The sequence below is a fragment of the Arthrobacter gallicola genome (assembly GCF_014836775.1).
Classification (GTDB): Bacteria; Actinomycetota; Actinomycetes; order Actinomycetales; family Micrococcaceae; genus Arthrobacter_B; species Arthrobacter_B gallicola.
Window position 1 is genome coordinate 40,000 of the sequence record NZ_JACSQD010000008.1, and the last position, 19,185, is coordinate 59,184.

A 19,185-nucleotide genomic window follows, 5' to 3' on the forward strand; every position below is an offset into this window, starting at 1 on the left:
ATGAACGCAGATAACTCTGGTAATGCAGCCGGTTCGGCGGCTTACAGAACGTCCGTATCGCCGCTGGCCTTGAGGTGCTCCACAGCCTTCTTCACTGCCTGCGCATGGTCCTTGGTGGTCACCAGCAGTGCATCGGGCGTGTCGACAATAACAACGTCCTCAATACCAATAAGGGCGATCACACGTTTGGTATCGGAGACAACAATGCCGGACGCATCCTCGGAGTAGACACGGGCACCCTCCCCCATCACGGTCAGGTCCGAGTTCTGTTCGGCCGGATTCAGGCGGCCGATGGCGGCGAAGTCGCCGACGTCGTCCCAGCTGAAGATCCCGGGAATCATCGCCACGTCGCCAGCGGCGGCAGCCGGTTCGGCCACCGCGTAGTCAATGGCGGTCTTGGGCAGTGTGGGCCAGACCCGGAGAACAACTTCACGGCGGCTCGGTGTATCCCAGGCCTCCGCAATCTCCATGATCCCGGCATGAAGTTCGGGCTCGTTGGCCTGCAGGTGCTTAAGCATCAGGGCAACCGGCGCAACGAACATACCGGCGTTCCAGCTGTAGTTGCCGCTGCGCAGGTAGGTGCGGGCCGTGTCCTCGGAGGGCTTCTCAACGAACTCGACGACGGCGTGGGCGCTGGGTGCGCCGGCAATGTCCAGCGCTTCGCCCGCACGAATGTAGCCAAAGCCGGTGGACGGATGAGTCGGGTGGATGCCGATGGTCACGATGTAGCCCTGGACGGCGGTGTGGATAGCTTCCCGGACGGTCTCCTGGAACACCTCCACCGGGGTGATGACCTGGTCCGCGGCGAAGGAGCCCATGATGATGGATGGATCGCGCTGGTAAAGGATGGCTGCGGCAAGGCCGATGGCAGCCGCAGAATCCTTGGGTTCACTCTCGAGCACCAGGTTTTCCGGCTGGATTTCCGGCAGCTGGGCCAGTACGGCCGCCCGGTGGAGCTGGCCCGTGACAACCATCACACGATCTTCACTGAGGTCGCTCAGCCGGTCGTAGGTGGCGCGGATCAGCGTGGACCCTGATCCGGTCAGGTCATGCAGGAACTTCGGGGCGGCTGCCCGGGACAGCGGCCAGAGCCGGGTTCCGACGCCGCCGGCCGGAATAACTCCGTAGAAACGTTTGAAGACGCCGGGGTCCGGAGCAGCTCCCGGGTTCACATTTTTCATTTCAGTACTCATCAGTGCCAAGGTTAGCTGAACGTCCCCCTCTGCCCGCTTAAGCCGCACCTGCGGCTTTAATCGGGCGTTTTGACCCGGGCACCGGTCAGTGTAAGCCAGGTCACACAATAGGGGAACCTAAATTGATCCCGGCCTAACCGGGACCTAGATTATGCTTGAGCCTATAAGTGCTCTCGCACCGGCGTCATCACTGCGTGGAAGACGCGCTAGCGCCGCTGCGTTGCAGGGAGGAAAATTCAGTGTCGAAGTTACCAGCAGGCACGCTCTACCGCGGCCGCGAAGGCCAGTGGTCCTGGGTTGCCCATCGGATTACTGGCGTGGTGATCTTCTTCTTCCTTTTGGTCCATGTCTTGGATACCTCGTTGGTGCGTGTTTCGCCCGAGGCCTACAACGTGGTCATCGGAGCGTACAAGAACCCCATTATGGGTCTCGGTGAGCTTGGCCTGGTCGCCGCCATCGTGTTCCACGCCTTCAATGGCATCCGGGTCGTTCTTATCGACTTCTGGAAGAAGGGCCCCAAGTACCAGCGGCAGATGCTGTGGGGCGTGGTCGGCCTGTGGGCTGTCACCATTATCGGCTTCTCCATTCGCCACATTCCCATCATTTTCGGGGGTCACTAAACCATGAGCACAAATATCGAAGCCCCCCGGTCCGGACGCATTTCACCCAGGTACACCCGCAGCAAGTCGGGGAAGGGCAATTTCGAAATGTTCGCATGGCTGTTCATGCGCATTTCCGGTGTTCTCCTCGTCGTCCTGATCTTCACGCACCTGATCATGAACCTGGTCCTCGGGGACGGCATCAAGGCCATCGACTTCGGCTTCGTCGCCGGCAAGTGGGCCTCTCCCCTGTGGCAGGTCTGGGATCTGGTGATGCTCTGGCTCGCCATGCTGCACGGCACCAACGGCGTCCGCACGATCATCAATGACTACGCGGAGAAGAACTCCACCCGCATGTGGCTCAAGACGGTCCTGTACGCCGCCACGGTTGTCATCATCGTCCTCGGCACCCTCGTGATCTTCACGTTCGATCCGTGCCCCGCCAACGCCACACTGGACCAGCTGCCGTCCTTCTGCCCGGCCCCGTAGGCCCGGAGCGGCACCGCAGCACTCCTCCTGAGTAAGACCTGATTAAGGTTTAGTTTCAACAGAAAGAGCATCTGGTATGCAGGTCCATAAGTACGACGTCGTCATTGTCGGCGCCGGCGGCGCTGGTATGCGTGCCGCCATCGAATCCGGGCAGCGCGCACGGACGGCGGTACTGACCAAGCTGTACCCGACGCGCTCCCACACGGGCGCGGCACAGGGCGGCATGTGCGCAGCACTGGCCAACGTAGAGGAAGACAACTGGGAGTGGCACACCTTTGACACGGTCAAGGGCGGCGACTACCTGGTTGACCAGGACGCAGCCGAGGTCATGGCCAAGGAAGCCATTGACGCGGTGCTGGACCTGGAAAAGATGGGCCTGCCGTTCAACCGCACGCCCGAAGGCCGCATTGACCAGCGCCGTTTCGGCGGTCACACCCGTGACCATGGCAAGGCCCCGGTCCGCCGTGCCTGCTACGCAGCCGACCGTACCGGACACATGATTCTGCAGACGCTGTACCAAAACTGCGTCAAGCACAACGTCGAGTTCTACAACGAGTACTACGTCCTGGATCTCCTGACTGTCACCGACAGCTTCGGGCAGAAGCGCGTGGCCGGCGTCGTGTCCTACGACCTCGCCACCGGCGAACTGCACGTCTTCCAGGCCAAGTCCGTGGTCTTTGCCTCCGGCGGTGCCGGCAAGGTCTTCAAGACGACGTCCAACGCCCACACCCTCACCGGTGACGGCATGGGCATCGCCTTCCGCAAGGGCATCCCGCTGGAGGACATGGAGTTCATCCAGTTCCACCCGACCGGCCTGGCCGGTCTGGGCATCCTGCTCTCCGAGGCTGCCCGCGGCGAAGGCGCCATCCTGCGCAACTCCGAAGGTGAGCGCTTTATGGAGCGCTACGCACCGACCATCAAGGACCTGGCGCCGCGTGACATCGTGGCCCGCTCGATGGCCAACGAGGTCCGTGAAGGCCGCGGCTGCGGCCCGAACAAGGATTATGTCCTCCTGGACCTGACCCACCTGGAACCGGCGCACATCGATGCCAAGCTTCCGGACATCACGGAGTTCGCCCGCACCTACCTGGGTGTGGAACCGTACACCGAGCCGGTTCCCGTCTTCCCGACCGCGCACTACGTCATGGGCGGCATCCCGACCAACATCAAGGCCGAGGTCCTCCAGGACAACGACACCGTGATCCCGGGCCTCTACGCTGCCGGCGAGGTCGCCTGCGTATCCGTCCACGGCTCCAACCGCCTGGGCACCAACTCGCTGCTGGATATCAACGTCTTCGGCAAGCGTGCCGGCATCTACGCGGCTGAATACGCGCTGCAGGCTGATTTCGTCGACCTGCCGGAGAACCCGGAAGCTGACACCATCGCCCTGCTGGACGTGGTGCGCAATTCCGAGGGAACCGAGCGTGTCTCCGAGATCCGCCGCGACCTTCAGAACACCATGGACGCCAACATGCAGGTGTTCCGTACCGCGGAGACCATCAACCAGGTGCTTTCCGACATCGCGGACCTCGAAGAGCGTTACAAGAAGATCAATGTCCAGGACAAGGGCAAGCGCTTCAACCTTGACCTGCTCGAGGCCGTGGAGCTGGGCTTCCTGCTGGAGCTGGCCAAGGTCATGACGGTTGCGGCACTGCACCGCGAAGAATCGCGCGGCGGTCACTTCCGTGAGGACTTCCCGGAGCGCAATGACGAGAAGTTCATGCTGCACTCCATGGCCTACAAGGTCGATGAAGCGGACAACGCCGAGCACACCGCCGGCATCCGGCTCGATACCAAGCCGGTTATTTTCACGCGCTACGAGCCGATGGTGAGGAAGTACTAATGTCAACGGAAATTGCCGAGCCGGCCTCGAAGGTCGATCTGGCCGAGTCCAGCGCCAACGAAATCCCCTCCTTCGACATCACGCTGAAGGTGCGCCGCTACAACCCCGAGGTCTCCGATGAGGCGCACTGGGATGAGTGGGTCCTCACCATGTACGGCACCGACCGTGTGCTCGACGCGCTGCACAAGGTCAAGTGGGAGCACGACGGCTCCGTCTCCTTCCGCCGCTCCTGCGCCCACGGCGTCTGCGGGTCCGATGCCATGCGCATCAACGGCCGCAACCGCCTGGCCTGCAAGACGCTGCTCAAGGACCTGGACACGTCCAAGCCCATCCTGGTGGAACCGATCAAGGGCCTCCCCGTGGAGAAGGACCTGATCGTGGACATGGAACCGTTCTTCCAGTCCTACCGCGAGATCATGCCCTTCCTGGTGTCCAAGGGCCACGAGCCGACGAAGGAGCGCCTGCAGTCCGCTGAAGACCGTGAGCGCTTCGATGACACCACCAAGTGCATCCTGTGCGCTGCGTGCACGTCCTCCTGCCCGGTGTTCTGGACTGACGGCCAGTACTTCGGCCCGGCCGCCATTGTGAACGCCCACCGCTTCATCTTCGACTCGCGCGACGATGCCGGAGACATGCGTCTGGAGATCCTGAACGACAAGGAAGGTGTGTGGCGCTGCCGCACCACCTTCAACTGCTCGGAAGCATGCCCGCGCGGCATCCAGGTGACAAAGGCGATTTCAGAGGTCAAGCAGGCGATTCTGAACCGCTCCATCTAAGCGGCACAGCGAAAGCCAGCAGCAGTAACCTAAGGCAGCGGCCCCGGTATTCTTCCGGGGCCGCTGTCTTTTTGCTTTTCCGCTGTCTTTACTTTTCCGCTGTCCAGCCGCTCTCCGCCGGGTGCTTTCCGCCCCCGGCGACCGCTTTCTGCACCCCTGAGCCGAACGGCTAGGGTTGATGTATGCCCGCGTTCGAATCCGTCTCTTTTCCCGGTGCCAACGGCACCACATTGGCCGGCACTCTGGATATCCCGAACGGCGATGCGCTCGGATGGGCCGTGTTCTGCCACGGGTTCGCCCTGGGGAAAAACAGTGCGGCTGCTTCCCGTATCTCCAAAAGGCTGTCGGAGTTGGGCATCGGCGTCCTGCGTTATGACGCCGCGGGGCTCGGCCGCTCAACCGGCACCTGGGAAGACGGATCCTTCAGCACCAAGGTCGCGGACCTTCTCAACGCAGTTGACTACCTGAGGTCGCGGGACCGCTCCCCCACCCTCCTGCTGGGCCATTCCCTTGGCGGGGCAGCTGCCCTCGCCGCCGCCGCCCGGATTCCGGAGCTCGCTGCCGTGGTGAGCATAGCCGCCCCCTTCCGCCCTTCCCACGTAGCGCATCTGTTCGAGGACGAGTTGGATACCATCGCGGAACAGGGGCAGGCCGACGTTGTACTGGGCGGCCGGACGCTGCGGATCCGGCAGGAACTCGTCGCCGACCTGTACCGGCACGACCTCAGCGGCGGCATCGCCGGGCTGCAGGTTCCGCTGCTGGTGATGCACTCCCCCGATGACCTGACGGTCGGGATTGAGAACGCCACCGAAATTTTCCAGGCAGCCCCGCATCCGCGCAGCTTCGTCGCGCTCGACGGCGCCGATCACCTGCTGACGGACCGGAACCAGACGGACAGGGCGGCCGCCATCATTGCGGCCTGGGCCGGCTCCTATCTGTGCCCGCCGGAGGAATCCCGCAGCGCCGGTTGTCCGCCAGATCCCGGCAGCTGACGGGACCACGGCGGTCCGGCCCACGCGTGATTACGAAGGCATCTGCCCCGTCGCCGGCGCCTGTTCGGGCGTGGCCGCGCGGGTCCGCACTTCGGCGGAGACAACGACTGCAGCCAGTCCGGGGGCGCTGACGGTGATCTCGACGGGCCCGGGAGCGTCAGGGCGGATGATCGCCAGCACGCGTCCGTCGTACGTACCGTGCGTGTCCTGGTCGAACCGCTCGGTGGTGGCGGGCCGCCCGCTGCCGAACGCCGCCAGCGAGCCTGCACCGGAGACCCCTACGGTGACGGGCCGGTCTGCATCGTTCACCAAGTTGCCGTCGCGATCCCGCAGCTCGATCTCGGCGAAGATGAGCGCTCCGTCGCGCAGCTCGAGCACCGGCTTGTCCAGCCGGACGTCGAGCACGATGTCTTCGGAAGCTGTGCGTAACGCTGTGCGGCCCACCTCCGCTCCTGCCACGAAGGCGACCGCGGTCAGTTCCCCCTGCTCGTACGGAAGCTCAAAATCCGCTGCAAACGCACGATGGCTGCCAACCGGGTTGCGCGCCACGGTACGACCATTCAGCTGCAGTTCGATCTCGTCGGCGTCGCTGTAGACCTCCAGGATCATCGGGGAGCCCTGGGCGACGTTCCAGCTCCAACTGGAGACGGCGTCGGTCCAGCTCCATGGGCCGAGGGTGAAGCTGCGCCCGTGATTGCGGGGGCGGCGGACAGCAATGTAGGGGGTGGTCCGCAGACCAAACACCGTCTCGCGGTAGAAGGACATTGGTCGGCGGGAACCGGTCATGTCGAGGTCGGCCGACCACGAGGTGAGCCACGGGTACTCGCCGTCGAATGCCTGCGATTCGTCCTCGTACCGGACTCGGCCAACGCCTACCTCCCCGAGGTAGTCCCAGCCGGACCAGGTGAAGTCCCCGATCACATGTGCATTGCCGGTCACGAGCTTCCAGTTCGCGTCGATACGGGATGGAAACGTCTCGCTGCCGACGACGATGCGGTTTGGGTGTTCACGCGCTTCCAACTCGTACCGGACATCGCCGTAGTTCATGCCCACGACGTCCAGGAGCGCGAAGGACTCGGCGGTGGCATCGGTCACCAGCGGCGAGACCATGACCTGGTCCATGAAGTCGTCGGTGTCGCCCATCAGGGCGTTGACCCCGCCGTCGGCAGCGTCCTCCTCGACCTGGGCGGTCCCCTGCATCATCAGCGCCATCTCGCTGAGGACCGCAACGAACCCGTTGATCCCGTTGGTGACGAAGCGTGTGTCATCCAGCTCCCGGATCTTTTCCGCTAGCCTGCGGCCCCACTGGCTGCCGATCGGGTTCCCGGTCTCCGGAATCTCGTTGCCGATCGAGTACAGGATCACGCTGGGGTGGTTGAAGTCGCCGGCAACCATCGCCTCGACGTCGCGCTCCCACCACTCCGGGAAGGCCAGGGCGTAGTCGAAGGGCGACTTGGCTTCGGTCCACATGTCGAACGTCTCGTCCATAACCAGCATGCCCAGCCTGTCGCATGCGTCGAGCATGGCAGCGCTCATCGGATTGTGGCTGCTGCGGACTGCGTTGAACCCGGCCGCCTTGAGCAGGCGGATACGACGTTCCTCGGCATCCGCGAAAGTCGCGGCTCCCAGTATGCCGTTGTCGTGGTGGATGCAGGCGCCGCGGAGTTTCACGGTCTCGCCGTTGATGCGCAGTCCGTTGTCCGGATCCAGCTGCAGGGTCCGGATCCCAAAATGTGTGACCCGGATTTCGGGCTCTCCGCCGAGCCCGTCGAGTCGGGTGCGGGCGGAGTAGAGTGCGGGGTTGTCCACACTCCACCGCTGCGGGTTCGGAACGTACATTCTCTGCCGGAGGATACCGTCGGACTGCGGCAGAACTGTGATCGGGCTGGTCTCGGATGCCACCACGCGGCTCTCCGGGTCGAGGATCTCCGTCGTCACGGTTGCCGTGCGGGTAGTGAGTCCTGAGTTTCGAATCGTGGCGGCCAGGGAGATGACTGCTCGGTCAAAGTCCACGTCGGGGGTCGTGATCCGGATGCCGCCCTGCTCAAGGATGTGCATTCGATCGCTGACCCAGAGGTGCACCTCGCGGTAGATTCCGGCACCGCTGTACCAGCGGGAGTCCTGGTGGGCTCTCGCATCCACACGGATGGTGTTCTCGGCGCCGTACGTCAGATGACTGTCGAGAGACACCACAAACGCTGCGTACCCATTGGGGCGCTGGGCGGCAAAGGCGCCGTTGACGTAGACCATGGCGTCCCGGTAGACGCCTTCAAACTCCAGGGCCACGTGCTTGCCTGCCCACTCCTCAGGCACGTCGAGAACGGTGCGGTACTCGAAGGCGCCGTCAGGAAAGTACGCTCCGGCAGCGCCGCTTGGCGCGTCGGCCCGACGCTCCAGCCCAATGATCGCGTCATGGGGCAGACGGATGGAGTGCCCGGAGTCTGCCTGGCCCTGCACATCCGCAAAAATGCTCGTCTTGCGGCGATAGGACCAGCCCGTATTAAAAGGTGTGCGCGTCATGGGTGTCTTTCGGAAGGAAGGCGGGAGGGACAGGGGGGATTGCGGCGAAGGCTGCCTTCTGATGTCAGAAGTGGGTTCCGCCGTCGATGCGGATCTCTGTTCCGGTGATGAACCTGCCGTCGTCGCTGGCAAGCATGGCTACGACTCCGGCGACGGTCTCAGGCCCGGCAAATCCCGCTCCGAGCGCCGGGATGAGCTTGCCCATCAGGTCGAAATCCGCGTCCGCTGGCAGCCCCGGGCCCTGACTCTGTTTACTTTGCCCCGATCCATCCGTCATTCCGGAAGAGATGGAGCCGGGCTGGACGGCAGTAAAACGGATGCCATCCTTGGCGTACTCGGAGGCCAGCGCGTGCGTCATTGCTTGAATGCCTCCCTTGCTTGCTGCGTAGGCAGCCATATAAGGGTGCGCGAAGGCGGCTGAAGTGGAGGAAAAGTTCACTACCGCGGGCGCGTTTCCGGCCCGGAGGTGGGGAATGGATTCCCTGATCACCAGGAACGTTCCGACCAGGTTGACCCGGAGCACCGCCTCGAACTGATCGAGTGAGGTCTGCTCGGTGTGCGAAGCCCGCAGGATGCCTGCTGCGTTGACCAGGATGTCTAATCCGCCCAACGCAGCTACGGCCTGGGCGAGGCCTTGCCTTACCGATTCCTCGTCAGCAACGTCTATTCTGAGGGTTATCAGCTGCCCGGCCCGGGGTCCGGCCGCTGATTTGGTGTCTTCCAAGCCTGCTTCCGACACATCTGCGGCAACGACGTGTCCCCCTTCGGAAAGCAGACGCAGCACAGTGGCCTGTCCTATGCCGGATCCTCCGCCTGTTACGAGTATCCGACGTCCTTCAAAACGAAGCATATTTCTCCCTGTGTTGAGGCCAAACTGGGCCTGGTATTTGCGGACTCTGAAGCCGTTTAGTCCGCGAGGATTTGTCCTGTCTGGATGGTCTTTTCGGCACGCAGGTCGTTGCTGGCGAACCCGATCATGATGGTCACGTCGCCGGCTTCGAGCATCCGCTGGTGCTCGGAGATGCTGTAGGCAAGCCGGGTGAGGGGGACGGTGAATTTGATGGTCCGTTGTTCCCCGGGACCCAAGCAGACCCGCTGGAATTCAATGAGTTGCCGTACCGGGCGGACGATCAGCGCGGCTTCATCGCGTGCGTAGACTTGCAGGACCGTGTCGCCTTCGATGTCGCCCGTGTTCTGGACCGTGGCCTGGACCGTGATTTCTTCCTTTGTGGCACTCACATCTTCAAGTACTGCCTCGAACGTGGTGTAGCTCAGTCCATGGCCAAACGCGAACAGGGGTGAGTTCTCAACCAGGTCCGTATAGCCGTGACGGACCCCCGTGGGATGATCGTAGCCACTGCCGTACCGGTGACCGTGGAAAAGCGGTAGCTGGCCCAGCTCGCGGGGGAAGGTGGACGGCAACTTGCCACTGGGGTTGGTTTTTCCGAATACGACGTCGGCTATGGCCGGCCCGGCGTGTTCGCCGAGCAGCGGCGCAATGATGGTTGCACCCGAGGCCTCAACCACGGGTTCGATGAGCAGCGGCCGACCGGTGATGATCACGGTGACAACTTTCTTGCCCACCTTCGACAAGGCAAGGATGAGTTCTTCCTGGTTTCCCGGAAGGGACACGCGGGCACTGGTGCGGCCTTCGCCGGCCGTATGATTTCCGACCCATCCGGTGCGTTCACCGACGACTGCAATGACTGTGTCCACACCTTCCAGGCGGGCGGCAAGCTCATCTTCGTTGATCGGACTGGCGTCCTGCTCCACGCTGCCAATGGGATGGTAGTCCGTGTCCGGTGCTGCCTGGCGTATCGCTTCGATAATTGTCACGGCATCGGGGTGGATTCCGCGTGCCTGCGCTTCGAACGCAGTCTCGATCCCAGGTAACCGGGTTTGGAAGAGGTCGGTAAAGATGGCCTTCTCGGGATCGATTCCAGGGACTTTACCGGCCATGATCTCCATAACGCCGAGAGGCTGCTCTGCGTTGGCGACAGCGGTGTAGGCGCCAAAATTGATTCGGATCTCATTCGCGAGTTCACCAACGACAGCGGTCCGCCCGGAGGGCTTGAGCGGCAGAATTCCGTCGTTAGCCAGCAGGACGATGCCCTTATCTGCGATCCTGCGTCCCAGAGCAGCGGCCTGCTCCGGCCGCAGGTCCCTCGCTGGCCGGAGCTGGGGCCTTGGTGCGATGTCCGGTATCAAACCAAGCCGGGCCTTCATCGCCAGGACACGTTCGACGGCGGTGTCCAGGACCTGTTCAGGGAGGCGGCCGCTGGTGACTTCTTCCTGCAGGGATCCAAAGGTTTCGTTCCCCGGGAGTTCGACGTCCACACCTGCCGTAAGCGCTTGCTTGGCTGCTTGGCCGGGTGTTGTGGCTGTCTTATACGTCTTGAACAGCATGGCGATGGCGTCATAGTCGCTGACAACCAAACCTTCGAAGCCCAATGTGCCGCGCAGGAACTCGGTGAACAGCCACCGGTCTGCGGCTGAGGGGACACCGTCGATTTCGTTGTACGAGTTCATCACCAGGGACAGATTGGCCTCGCGGATGGCTCGGCGGAAGGGTTCTGCGTAGACGTCGGTGATGGCGCGCCTGCCCAGAGACGATGCTGCCTGGTTCAGGCCGCCTTCGGAGGCACCATAGCCGAGGAAGTGTTTAGCTGCCGCCAGCACGCCGGAATCGTTCTCTTCACCGTGCAGGCCTCGAACGTAGGCTGTGCCGATCCGTGCGATGAGCTCCGGGTCCTCTCCGTAGGTTTCGTGGACGCGCCCCCACCGGGGGTCCCGTGCGACGTCGAGGACCGGTGCGAATGCGAGGTGGACACCGGCGGCGCGCATTTGATCTCCCACGGTGGCACCGACTCCCTGAATGAGGTCAGGGTCCCACGTCGCTGCCTGTGCCCAGGCGGTGGGGAACTGGAATCCCTGTGCATGAAGGAACCCGTTGATGCCCTCTCCGTGGATCAGGGCCCCTATTCCGAAGGGACTTGCCGCTCGGGCGTATTCCTGCAGCTGCGCAAGATCCCGCCGGAAGCCGTCGAAGTCAGGGTTGAGTAACCAGGTGAGGGACACATGGCCCACTCCGTGCGGTCGGAGCTGTTCAACTTTGGACAGCTTAAAACCGTCCATTGTCCTTGACGCGTCATTTCCTGGGTCGTGGTCCATGAGGTCAAAAATCGAAAGCCCGTGCAGCTGCGCTATTTTCTGGTTCAGGTCCAGACGCCGAACGAGGGAGGAAATGTCAGTCATGGGTGCCCCTAAATCACTTGATAATCCCGCAGCTGCTGTCCCGTGAGGGAATTAGACGGCGTGAGCCGGCGGCGTTGGTTGGTGTGGTGAGGATCGCTTGGGGAGCGGTTCCCGGAATGATCTAACGGAACACTAGCACGCGCAAGTTGTCGAATGGACAAACGATCTTTGAAGCAATCACCTCATCCTTAACCAGCGGCTAGGGGGACCTGCAGGGATGAAGAGAACCGAAGAGTCCGGATGGTCAGGTTGATTCTCGCCGGATCAGATCGGCGACCAGGGGAGGGTCTTCGGCAGCTCCACCCCTGCCATCGGCCGCATTCAGTGCCGTCATCGCAATTTGGCGCCCCAGGCCTTCGATGTCCAGGCGGATACTGGAGAGGCTGGGGACAAAGAGTTCAGCCAGCGGCGTGTCGTCATGACCAATGACGGCCAGTTGCCCGGGCACGGAAATGCCCTCACGCAGCGCAGCACCGGCGATCGCTGCAGCAATTTCGTCATTGTAGGCAACCACTCCCGTGATGCCATCCCTGGACCACTCCAGCACGGCGGACCGGGACGATGCGTCATGGACATTGATGCGGCGGTCATCCATGCCTGTCAGACCCATCCTGGCTGCTGTGTCGCGGGCGACGGCGAGCCGCGCGTCGATAATCCTCGCAAGCCTGGAATCATCCGGTGCCGCGAAGGCGATCCTGCTGTGCCCCAGACCGGCAAGATGGCTGACCTGGAGTTCAGGGCCGGCAACGACACTCGGGCCCTTCTGCCACTCCGCGGGCTCTGTCTGCGGGTCCGGGACAATAGTGGTTATGCCGCTCGCGCGCATGGACGCCAAGTCTTTTTCCGAAAATGGAAGCATGCCTATCACCACATCCGGATCCAGGGCTTCCCACAGCGGCCGCGTCACACCGGTTTCGTGAAGGGTATAAGTGACAAGGGAATACCCGGCCTCCTCCAGCACCCTGGAAGCCTCCGCAATATGCCGGCCAAGGCTGTGCTCAACAGGCCAATCCGGCAACACCAGCAGGACGATCCTGCTGCTTCCCCGGGCGAGGGCCTGGGCGGCGGTGTGCGGCCGGTAACCTAACCGCGCCGCTTCGGCAATGACCCGCTTCCGCGTTGCCTCCGAAATGGTCTGGCCCCGGGTGTTGTTGAGCACGAACCCCACGGTTGCCCTGGAGATGCCTAATGATCTCGCCACATCCGCAGCAGTGACCCGCCGGTTCTTCGCTTCCCCAGTCATCCCAGAATCCTACCTTGCGCGTGCTAGCAAGTTCAGATAACATCGGCGAACTAGCACGCGCTAGCGAGCCACGTCACTTCTTCTCACACCGACAACGGAGTCACCATTGATGAATTCTTCAACGGGCAAACCTGCGCGTTCTGACGCTCCCCTGCCCCAGCCCCTGCCCCAGGTCGACGTCATCCCGGAAGTTCTTGACCCGGCGTCCACAGCCAGCACTCCGGCGCTGGCCCCGGTCGGCAAGCGGTACATCTGGCTCATGGTCCTGGCCCAATTCGGGGTCTTCGTCGCTTTCATCACCCCGCTGGCTATCTCCCTGGCAATACGCCTGAACGAGCTGGCTCCGGGGCGCGAGGAATACCTCGGGTACATCACCGGGGCGGGAGCATTCGCCGTCATGCTTACTTCCCCTTTCCTGGGTGTCGCCAGCGATCGGACCCGCACCCGTCTGGGCCGCCGCCGTCCCTTTATGATCGGCGGCATGATCCTGGGCATCGTCTCATTGGTCGTGATGGCAACCGCCCCCAGCGTCCTCGTCTTGGGAACAGGCTGGGTCCTCGCCCAGCTGGGCTGGGGTACGGTCCTGAGCAACCTGCTGATTTCCACTGCTGACAGGCTTCCCGAAAGCCAGCGCGGCAAGGTCGCCGGACTTACCGGGTTCGCGACCCAGGTGGCGCCGGTCGTCGGTGTGGTGCTGGCCGGCAGCTTCGCGTCCAACAACCTGCTGCTCTTCCTCGTTCCCGGAGCCGTGGGCGTCCTCCTGACCAGCCTGTTCGTCCTCCTGGTTCATGAAAAGGACAGCCGCGGCAACACGTTTGACGAAAAGCTGAATCTGGGCAGGCTGCTGCGGAAGTACCTCTACAACCCCAAGCAGCACCCGGATTTCTCCTGGAACTGGCTTGGCCGTTTCTTCTTCTACTTCGGTCTCACCCTTAACACCACCTTCACGGCATTCTTTTTCGCCTCCCGTCTTGGCGTCAGCGTCACCGAGGTTGCCGGAATTCTCGCCATCCTTTCCATGGCGGGCATCCTGGCCACGACGGCAGGCGCCATCGGCGGCGGCTTCCTCTCCGACAAGCTGCGGCGGCGGCGCGCCTTTGTTTGCGCCTCGGGTCTCATCTTCGGCGCGGGTGCCATCATCATGGCCCTTTCCAGCGACATGCCCATGCTCGTGGCCGGCTCGCTGCTGGGATCTCTGGGCATCGGAATGTTCTCAGCAGTGGACCAGGCACTGCTCCTGGATGTCCTTCCCGAACGGGAGACAGACGCCGGACGCTTTATGGGCATCATCAGCTTCGCCACCTCAATCCCCCAGTCAATCGCCCCGCTCATTGCACCCATCTTCCTCGCTGTCGGTGTGACCGCAGGCGGCGAGAAGAACTATCTTCTGCTGTATGTGATCGCAGCCGCCTGCACCGTGCTCGGTGGTCTGGTGGTACTCCGCATCCGTTCAGTCCGCTAGTACCCCCTGCCCCCAACGCTTAAGGAGCCAACACATGACCCGCCACTGGACCGGCCAGTTCATCACGCCCACCACCTCACACGGCAACGAAGGTGACCCAGCCGTGTACCTGCGCCGCGAGTTCGAGGTAACCGAACCTCCCGTGCGCGCCACCCTGCACATCACCGGGCTGGGGCTTGTGGAACCCCACCTGAACGGTGGCGTGGTGGGCGATGAAGTCCTTGCTCCAGGCTGGACCTCATACCGGCACCGGCTGGCCGTCAGCACCCACGACGTCACCGGCAAAATCGTGGCGGGGGCAAACGCCGTCGGCGCCGTCGTGGGACAGGGCTGGGCGATGGGCAGGTTGGGGTGGGAGAACAAGCGGCACCATTACACCGACCGTCCCGCCCTGTACCTGGAGCTGGTCCTTGACTACGCAGACCGGACAGAAACGCTGACCAGCGACGGGTCCTTCCGGGCGGGCACCGGCGGGGTCCGCGCCAACAGCATCTACGATGGGGAAGAATTCGATGCACGCCTCGAACCCGATGGCTGGGACCGCCCGGGGTTTGATGACTCAGCCTGGGAAGCCGTGCAGTCATTCGACTGGCCCCTTGGTACCTTGTTCGAAGCCACGGCGGATCCCATCCGCCGTATTGAGGAACTTGCCCCGGTAAAGATCCTTACCACCCCTAGCGGCAAGACCGTGGTGGACTTCGGACAGAACATCTCCGGTTGGGTGCGCTTCACTGTGCAGGGCGAAACCGGAGCAACCATCACCCTCCGGCACGCCGAAGTGATGACGGAAGGGGAAATCGACGTCGAAACCCTGCGCACCGCTGCGGCCACCGACCGCTATACGCTCCGCGGCGGAACAGTCGAAACCTGGGAACCCCGCTTCACCTTCCACGGTTTCCGGTACGTAGAAGTCGACGGATGGCCGGGAACCGCTAAGCCGGACTCATTCCGCGCCGTGGTGGTGCACTCCGACATGCGCCGTACGGGATGGCTGGAAACCTCGAACCCCCTGCTCAACCAGCTGCACGCCAACGCGGTCTGGTCCATGCGGGACAACTTCGTTGGAGTGCCAACCGATTGTCCGCAGCGCGACGAAAGACTCGGTTGGACCGGGGACCTCAATGCCTTCGCCCCCAGCGCTGCGTTCCTCTATGACGTACGCAGCGTGCTGGGCTCCTGGCTGGAGGACCTCGCTGCAGAACAGGCTGCCAAGGGGTTCGTACCCTGGGTTGTCCCCGACGTACTGTCCACTCCGTCCTCCCCAACCGCATTGTGGAGCGACGTTGCCGTCAGCCTGCCCTGGACCTTGTACCGTGAATACGGTGATGAGGCCATCCTCGCAGAGGCCTACGACTCCATGGCCGCCTTCATCCGCCAGGTTGCCGGTTTGCTTGATGAGAACGGTCTCTGGAGCAGCGGTTTCCAATACGGGGACTGGCTGGACCCGGATGCCCCCATGAACAACCCAGCCGGCGGCAAAACCGACAGGCACCTTGTCGCGTCGGCCTACCTGTGCCGTACCACCCGTGAGATGGCGGACACCGCGGCCATCCTGGGCCGGAGCACGGACGCTGAGGAGTTTACGGCCCTGGCCCACCGGGTCCGCACCGCTTTCCTCAACGAGTACATCACGAAAAACGGACGCCTTGTCGACCAGACCGCCACCGCATACGCCCTTGCGATCACGTTCGGCATCCTCGATGCCGAACAGCAAAAGCTCGCAGGACAAGTCCTCGCGTCCGCCGTAGCCAAATCCGGGTACCGCATCTCGACCGGCTTTGCCGGCACACCTCTGGTCACGGATGCCCTGTCCCTGACCGGCCACCTCGATGAGGCCTACCTGCTGCTGCTTGAGACAGGCTGCCCCTCCTTTCTCTACCCTGTGACGATGGGAGCGACGACAATCTGGGAACGCTGGGACTCCATCCGGCCCGACGGAACCATCAACCCTTCAGGGATGACTTCCCTAAACCATTACGCCCTCGGGGCCGTGGTGGACTGGATGCACCGGACCATAGGCGGGCTAACCGCCATCGAACCCGGATACCTTCACATGCGGATCGCACCTAAGCCCGGGGGCGGACTAACCCACGCGAACCTCCGCCACGACACCGGCCACGGGGAAGTACGAATTTCCTGGTCCCTCACGGACCGCACCGTGTCCCTGGAAGCCACCATCCCAGCGGGCACCACCGCGGAAGTGGAGCTGCCGCTGCACCCCGACTCCGCTGTCATCCACGTCAGCGCAGGCACCCACCATTGGTCCTACGACCTGAAAGCGGAGGCAGCCGCTGACACTGTCTTCACCTTAGACTCAACCCTGGGGCAGATCGCCGGCAACGCACGTGCCTGGCGGGCCTTTACGGATGCCTTCTCAAGCCATTTCCCCGGAGTTCCCCTGGACGGGGACGGTCCCGAGGCAGCGGTCATGTCCGTGCGGACCATGCTGGACTACGTTCCCGGCGCCTCCGCCGAACTCATAGACGATCTCACTTCAGCCCTCACCTCAGCTTCCCAAGGAGCCCCCGCATGACATCCGTCGACATTTCCGCCCTGACGCTTGAACAGAAGGCTTCACTGCTATCCGGACAGGACTTTTGGTCCACCAAAAACATCGACGACGCCGGTATTCCCTCGATTGTCCTCGCCGACGGACCCCATGGAATCCGGCGGCAGGACAGCGACGCAGACCACCTGGGTATCCACGACAGCCTGCCCTCCACCTGCTTCCCTCCTGCCGTGGCGGTGGGTTCGAGCTGGGACCCCGCCGTGGCCGCGAAGGTGGGTGCCGCCGTCGGCCGTGAAGCGCTGGCCTTGGGGGTATCGGTTGTTCTGGGGCCAGGTGTGAACATCAAACGGTCTCCCCTGTGCGGGCGGAACTTCGAGTACTATTCCGAGGACCCCCTGCTGTCCGGCGTCTTGGGGGCCGCCCACGTCACTGGTCTGCAGGAGACCGGTCCGGGCGCCTCGGTCAAGCATTTCGCAGCCAATAACCAGGAAACCGAACGGATGCGCATCAGCGCAGACGTGGATGAGCGGACGCTTCGGGAAATCTATTTCCCCGCCTTCGAGCGAGTCGTGACCGAAGCGCGCCCGGCCACGGTCATGTGTTCCTACAACAAGGTCAATGGAGTCTACGCATCCCACAACAAGTGGCTGCTGACCGATGTATTGCGCGGGGACTGGGCCTTCGAAGGTGCCGTGGTCTCGGACTGGGGCGCGGTCAGTGACCGGGTGGCGGGTGTCGAAGCCGGGATGGACCTTGAGATGCCCGGCAGCGGCGGGGCCACCGATCAGCAGATTATCGATGCGGTCCGTGAGGGACGGCTCACAGAAGACCAGGTCGACGACGCCGTGAAACGGGTCGTTGCCCTTACCTCCCTGGCCCGGGAAGCGACCGGTGACCTGCCGGTAGACCGGCATCACACGCTGGCCCGCACTGCAGCGGCAGAATCTATCGTGCTGCTCAAAAACGGCGGAGCACTGCCGCTGCGCAACGGGCAGCACATCGCAGTCATCGGCCCCTTTGCGGTATCTCCCCGGTTCCAGGGCGGCGGCAGTTCCCACATCAACGCCACCAGGACTGAATCGGCCCTGGAAGACCTTACGGCTCTCGCCGGCGAACGCAACGCCACCGTTGACTACGCACCCGGGTTTTCCCTTGAGGAACCGGACACTGGCCGGTTAAAGAACGAGGCGGAAGCCATGGCCCGGAGCGCAGACGTCGCCGTCGTCTTTGCGGGGCTCAGTGACCGGGAAGAATCTGAAGGTTTCGACCGGGAGGGGCTCGAGCTGCCTTCCAACCAGATCGACCTGATCCGTGCCGTTGCCGCAGCAGCGCCGAAAACAGTGGTCGTCCTGTCGAACGGCGGTGTCGTCTCCCTCGAAGGATGGCACGATGACGTCCACGCCGTCGTTGAGGGCTGGCTGCTGGGCCAGGCCAGCGGCGGGGCTATCGCCGACGTCCTTTTCGGCGTCGTCAACCCCTCCGGCCGTCTTGCCGAGACCATTCCACTGCGGCTGGAAGACAACCCGAGCTGGCTGAACTTCCCCGGAGAGCAGGGACACGTCCGTTACGGCGAAGGTGTGCTCGTCGGCTACCGCTACTACACCACGGCTGGTGTGCAGGTCCGTTACCCGTTCGGACATGGTCTCTCCTACACCACCTTCGAGACCTCGGATCTGGAGCTCGAGACGCTCTCCGAGGACACGGTGACCGTGCACGTGACCGTCACCAACACCGGAGACCGCGCAGGCAAACACGTGGTCCAGGTATATGTCGCCACCACAGCAGGTCCTGTCCGCCGGCCGGCCCGGGAGCTGCGGGCCTTCACCAAGGTCAGTCTTGAGGCCGGCGAAAGTAAGAGGGTGGCACTGAAACTGGACCGGCGGGCATTCGCCTACTGGGATATCCAGCTGAACCGTTGGGTGGTGCCGGCCGGGAACTACGCGGTGCAGGTCTGCTCCGATGCGTTCACCGTCCTGGCCGAGCAGGAAATAGCCCTTGCCGGGGACAGCATCATCCGTGAGCTGACCATGGACTCCACCGTCGGCGACTGGTTCGCGCACCCCGTCGTTGGCCCTCAGCTCGAGGCAGGGCTCGCCGCTTCTCTGACCGAAGAACAGGCACAGCAGGCCCAATCCAACTCCGACCACCTCAAGATGGTCGAGTCCATGCCCATGCAGCAATTCCTTGCATTCACCAACGGTGCTTTTCCGGCCGAAGTGCTGGAATCGCTGATGGAACTCAGCAAGAAGGAAGCGTAGCTGCCCCGTGACTCCGGGGGTCTAGGCCACCCACCGGGAACCAGCC

The 19,185-nt window shown here is 63.1% G+C and carries 13 protein-coding genes; 8 read left to right on the forward strand and 5 right to left on the reverse strand.

Going from position 1 to position 19,185, the window contains the following annotated elements:
- Positions 1-41 precede the first annotated feature (41 nt).
- Positions 42-1,193 (reverse strand): mannose-1-phosphate guanylyltransferase, encoded by a 1,152-nt coding sequence (locus H9639_RS15515; protein ID WP_191808983.1) that lies wholly within the window; start codon positions 1,191-1,193, stop codon positions 42-44.
- Positions 1,194-1,432: 239 nt separating this feature from the next.
- Here H9639_RS15515 and sdhC point away from each other — a divergent pair, with 239 nt between their 5' ends.
- The 5 genes from sdhC to H9639_RS15540 all read left to right on the forward strand — a co-directional run bounded on the left by sdhC (position 1,433) and on the right by H9639_RS15540 (position 5,892).
- Positions 1,433-1,813, forward strand: coding sequence for a succinate dehydrogenase, cytochrome b556 subunit (sdhC, locus tag H9639_RS15520; protein WP_191808984.1), 381 nt, complete (start codon positions 1,433-1,435; stop codon positions 1,811-1,813).
- A gap of 3 nt (positions 1,814-1,816) precedes the next feature.
- Positions 1,817-2,281, forward strand: a complete 465-nt coding sequence (locus tag H9639_RS15525; protein WP_191808985.1) for a succinate dehydrogenase hydrophobic membrane anchor subunit — start codon at positions 1,817-1,819, stop codon at positions 2,279-2,281.
- 76 nt (positions 2,282-2,357) lie between these two features.
- Positions 2,358-4,124: a succinate dehydrogenase flavoprotein subunit gene (gene sdhA, locus H9639_RS15530; protein WP_191808986.1), complete on the forward strand. Its 1,767-nt coding sequence runs from the start codon at positions 2,358-2,360 to the stop codon at positions 4,122-4,124.
- Positions 4,124-4,900, forward strand: coding sequence for a succinate dehydrogenase iron-sulfur subunit (locus H9639_RS15535; RefSeq protein WP_191746111.1), 777 nt, complete (start codon positions 4,124-4,126; stop codon positions 4,898-4,900). Before sdhA ends, H9639_RS15535 begins: the two co-directional genes overlap by 1 nt.
- 182 nt (positions 4,901-5,082) lie before the next feature.
- Complete coding sequence (locus H9639_RS15540; RefSeq protein ID WP_191808987.1) at positions 5,083-5,892, forward strand: alpha/beta hydrolase; 810 nt, start codon at positions 5,083-5,085, stop codon at positions 5,890-5,892.
- Positions 5,893-5,922: 30 nt separating this feature from the next.
- Here the strand turns inward: H9639_RS15540 and H9639_RS15545 are convergent, their stop codons facing one another.
- From H9639_RS15545 to H9639_RS15560, 4 genes are all read right to left on the reverse strand, one after another.
- Positions 5,923-8,412, reverse strand: coding sequence for a glycoside hydrolase family 2 TIM barrel-domain containing protein (locus tag H9639_RS15545; protein WP_191808988.1), 2,490 nt, complete (start codon positions 8,410-8,412; stop codon positions 5,923-5,925).
- A 64-nt stretch (positions 8,413-8,476) separates the two neighbouring features.
- Positions 8,477-9,262 carry an SDR family NAD(P)-dependent oxidoreductase gene (locus tag H9639_RS15550; protein ID WP_191808989.1) on the reverse strand — a complete coding sequence of 262 codons (786 nt, stop codon included), beginning with the start codon at positions 9,260-9,262 and terminating at the stop codon, positions 8,477-8,479.
- Positions 9,263-9,318: 56 nt separating this feature from the next.
- The gene (locus tag H9639_RS15555; RefSeq protein WP_191808990.1) at positions 9,319-11,667 is read right to left on the reverse strand and encodes a glycoside hydrolase family 3 N-terminal domain-containing protein; all 2,349 of its coding nucleotides are present in this window, start codon (positions 11,665-11,667) and stop codon (positions 9,319-9,321) included.
- A gap of 244 nt (positions 11,668-11,911) precedes the next feature.
- A complete protein-coding gene (locus tag H9639_RS15560) occupies positions 11,912-12,910 on the reverse strand; it encodes a LacI family DNA-binding transcriptional regulator (protein WP_191808991.1) in 999 nt (332 codons plus the stop codon).
- Between the two features lie 109 nt (positions 12,911-13,019).
- Between H9639_RS15560 and H9639_RS15565 the strand changes: the two genes are divergently transcribed.
- Genes H9639_RS15565 through H9639_RS15575 form a run of 3 tightly spaced genes read left to right on the forward strand, consistent with a single transcriptional unit; the run spans position 13,020 to position 19,139 of the window.
- On the forward strand, positions 13,020-14,372 hold the full coding sequence (locus tag H9639_RS15565; RefSeq protein ID WP_191808992.1) for an MFS transporter: 1,353 nt from the start codon (positions 13,020-13,022) through the stop codon (positions 14,370-14,372).
- A gap of 34 nt (positions 14,373-14,406) precedes the next feature.
- Positions 14,407-16,905: an alpha-L-rhamnosidase gene (locus H9639_RS15570; protein ID WP_191808993.1), complete on the forward strand. Its 2,499-nt coding sequence runs from the start codon at positions 14,407-14,409 to the stop codon at positions 16,903-16,905.
- Positions 16,902-19,139, forward strand: coding sequence for a beta-glucosidase family protein (locus tag H9639_RS15575; RefSeq protein ID WP_191808994.1), 2,238 nt, complete (start codon positions 16,902-16,904; stop codon positions 19,137-19,139). The genes H9639_RS15570 and H9639_RS15575 overlap by 4 nt, the downstream gene beginning before the upstream one ends.
- The last annotated feature ends 46 nt before the right edge of the window (positions 19,140-19,185 follow it).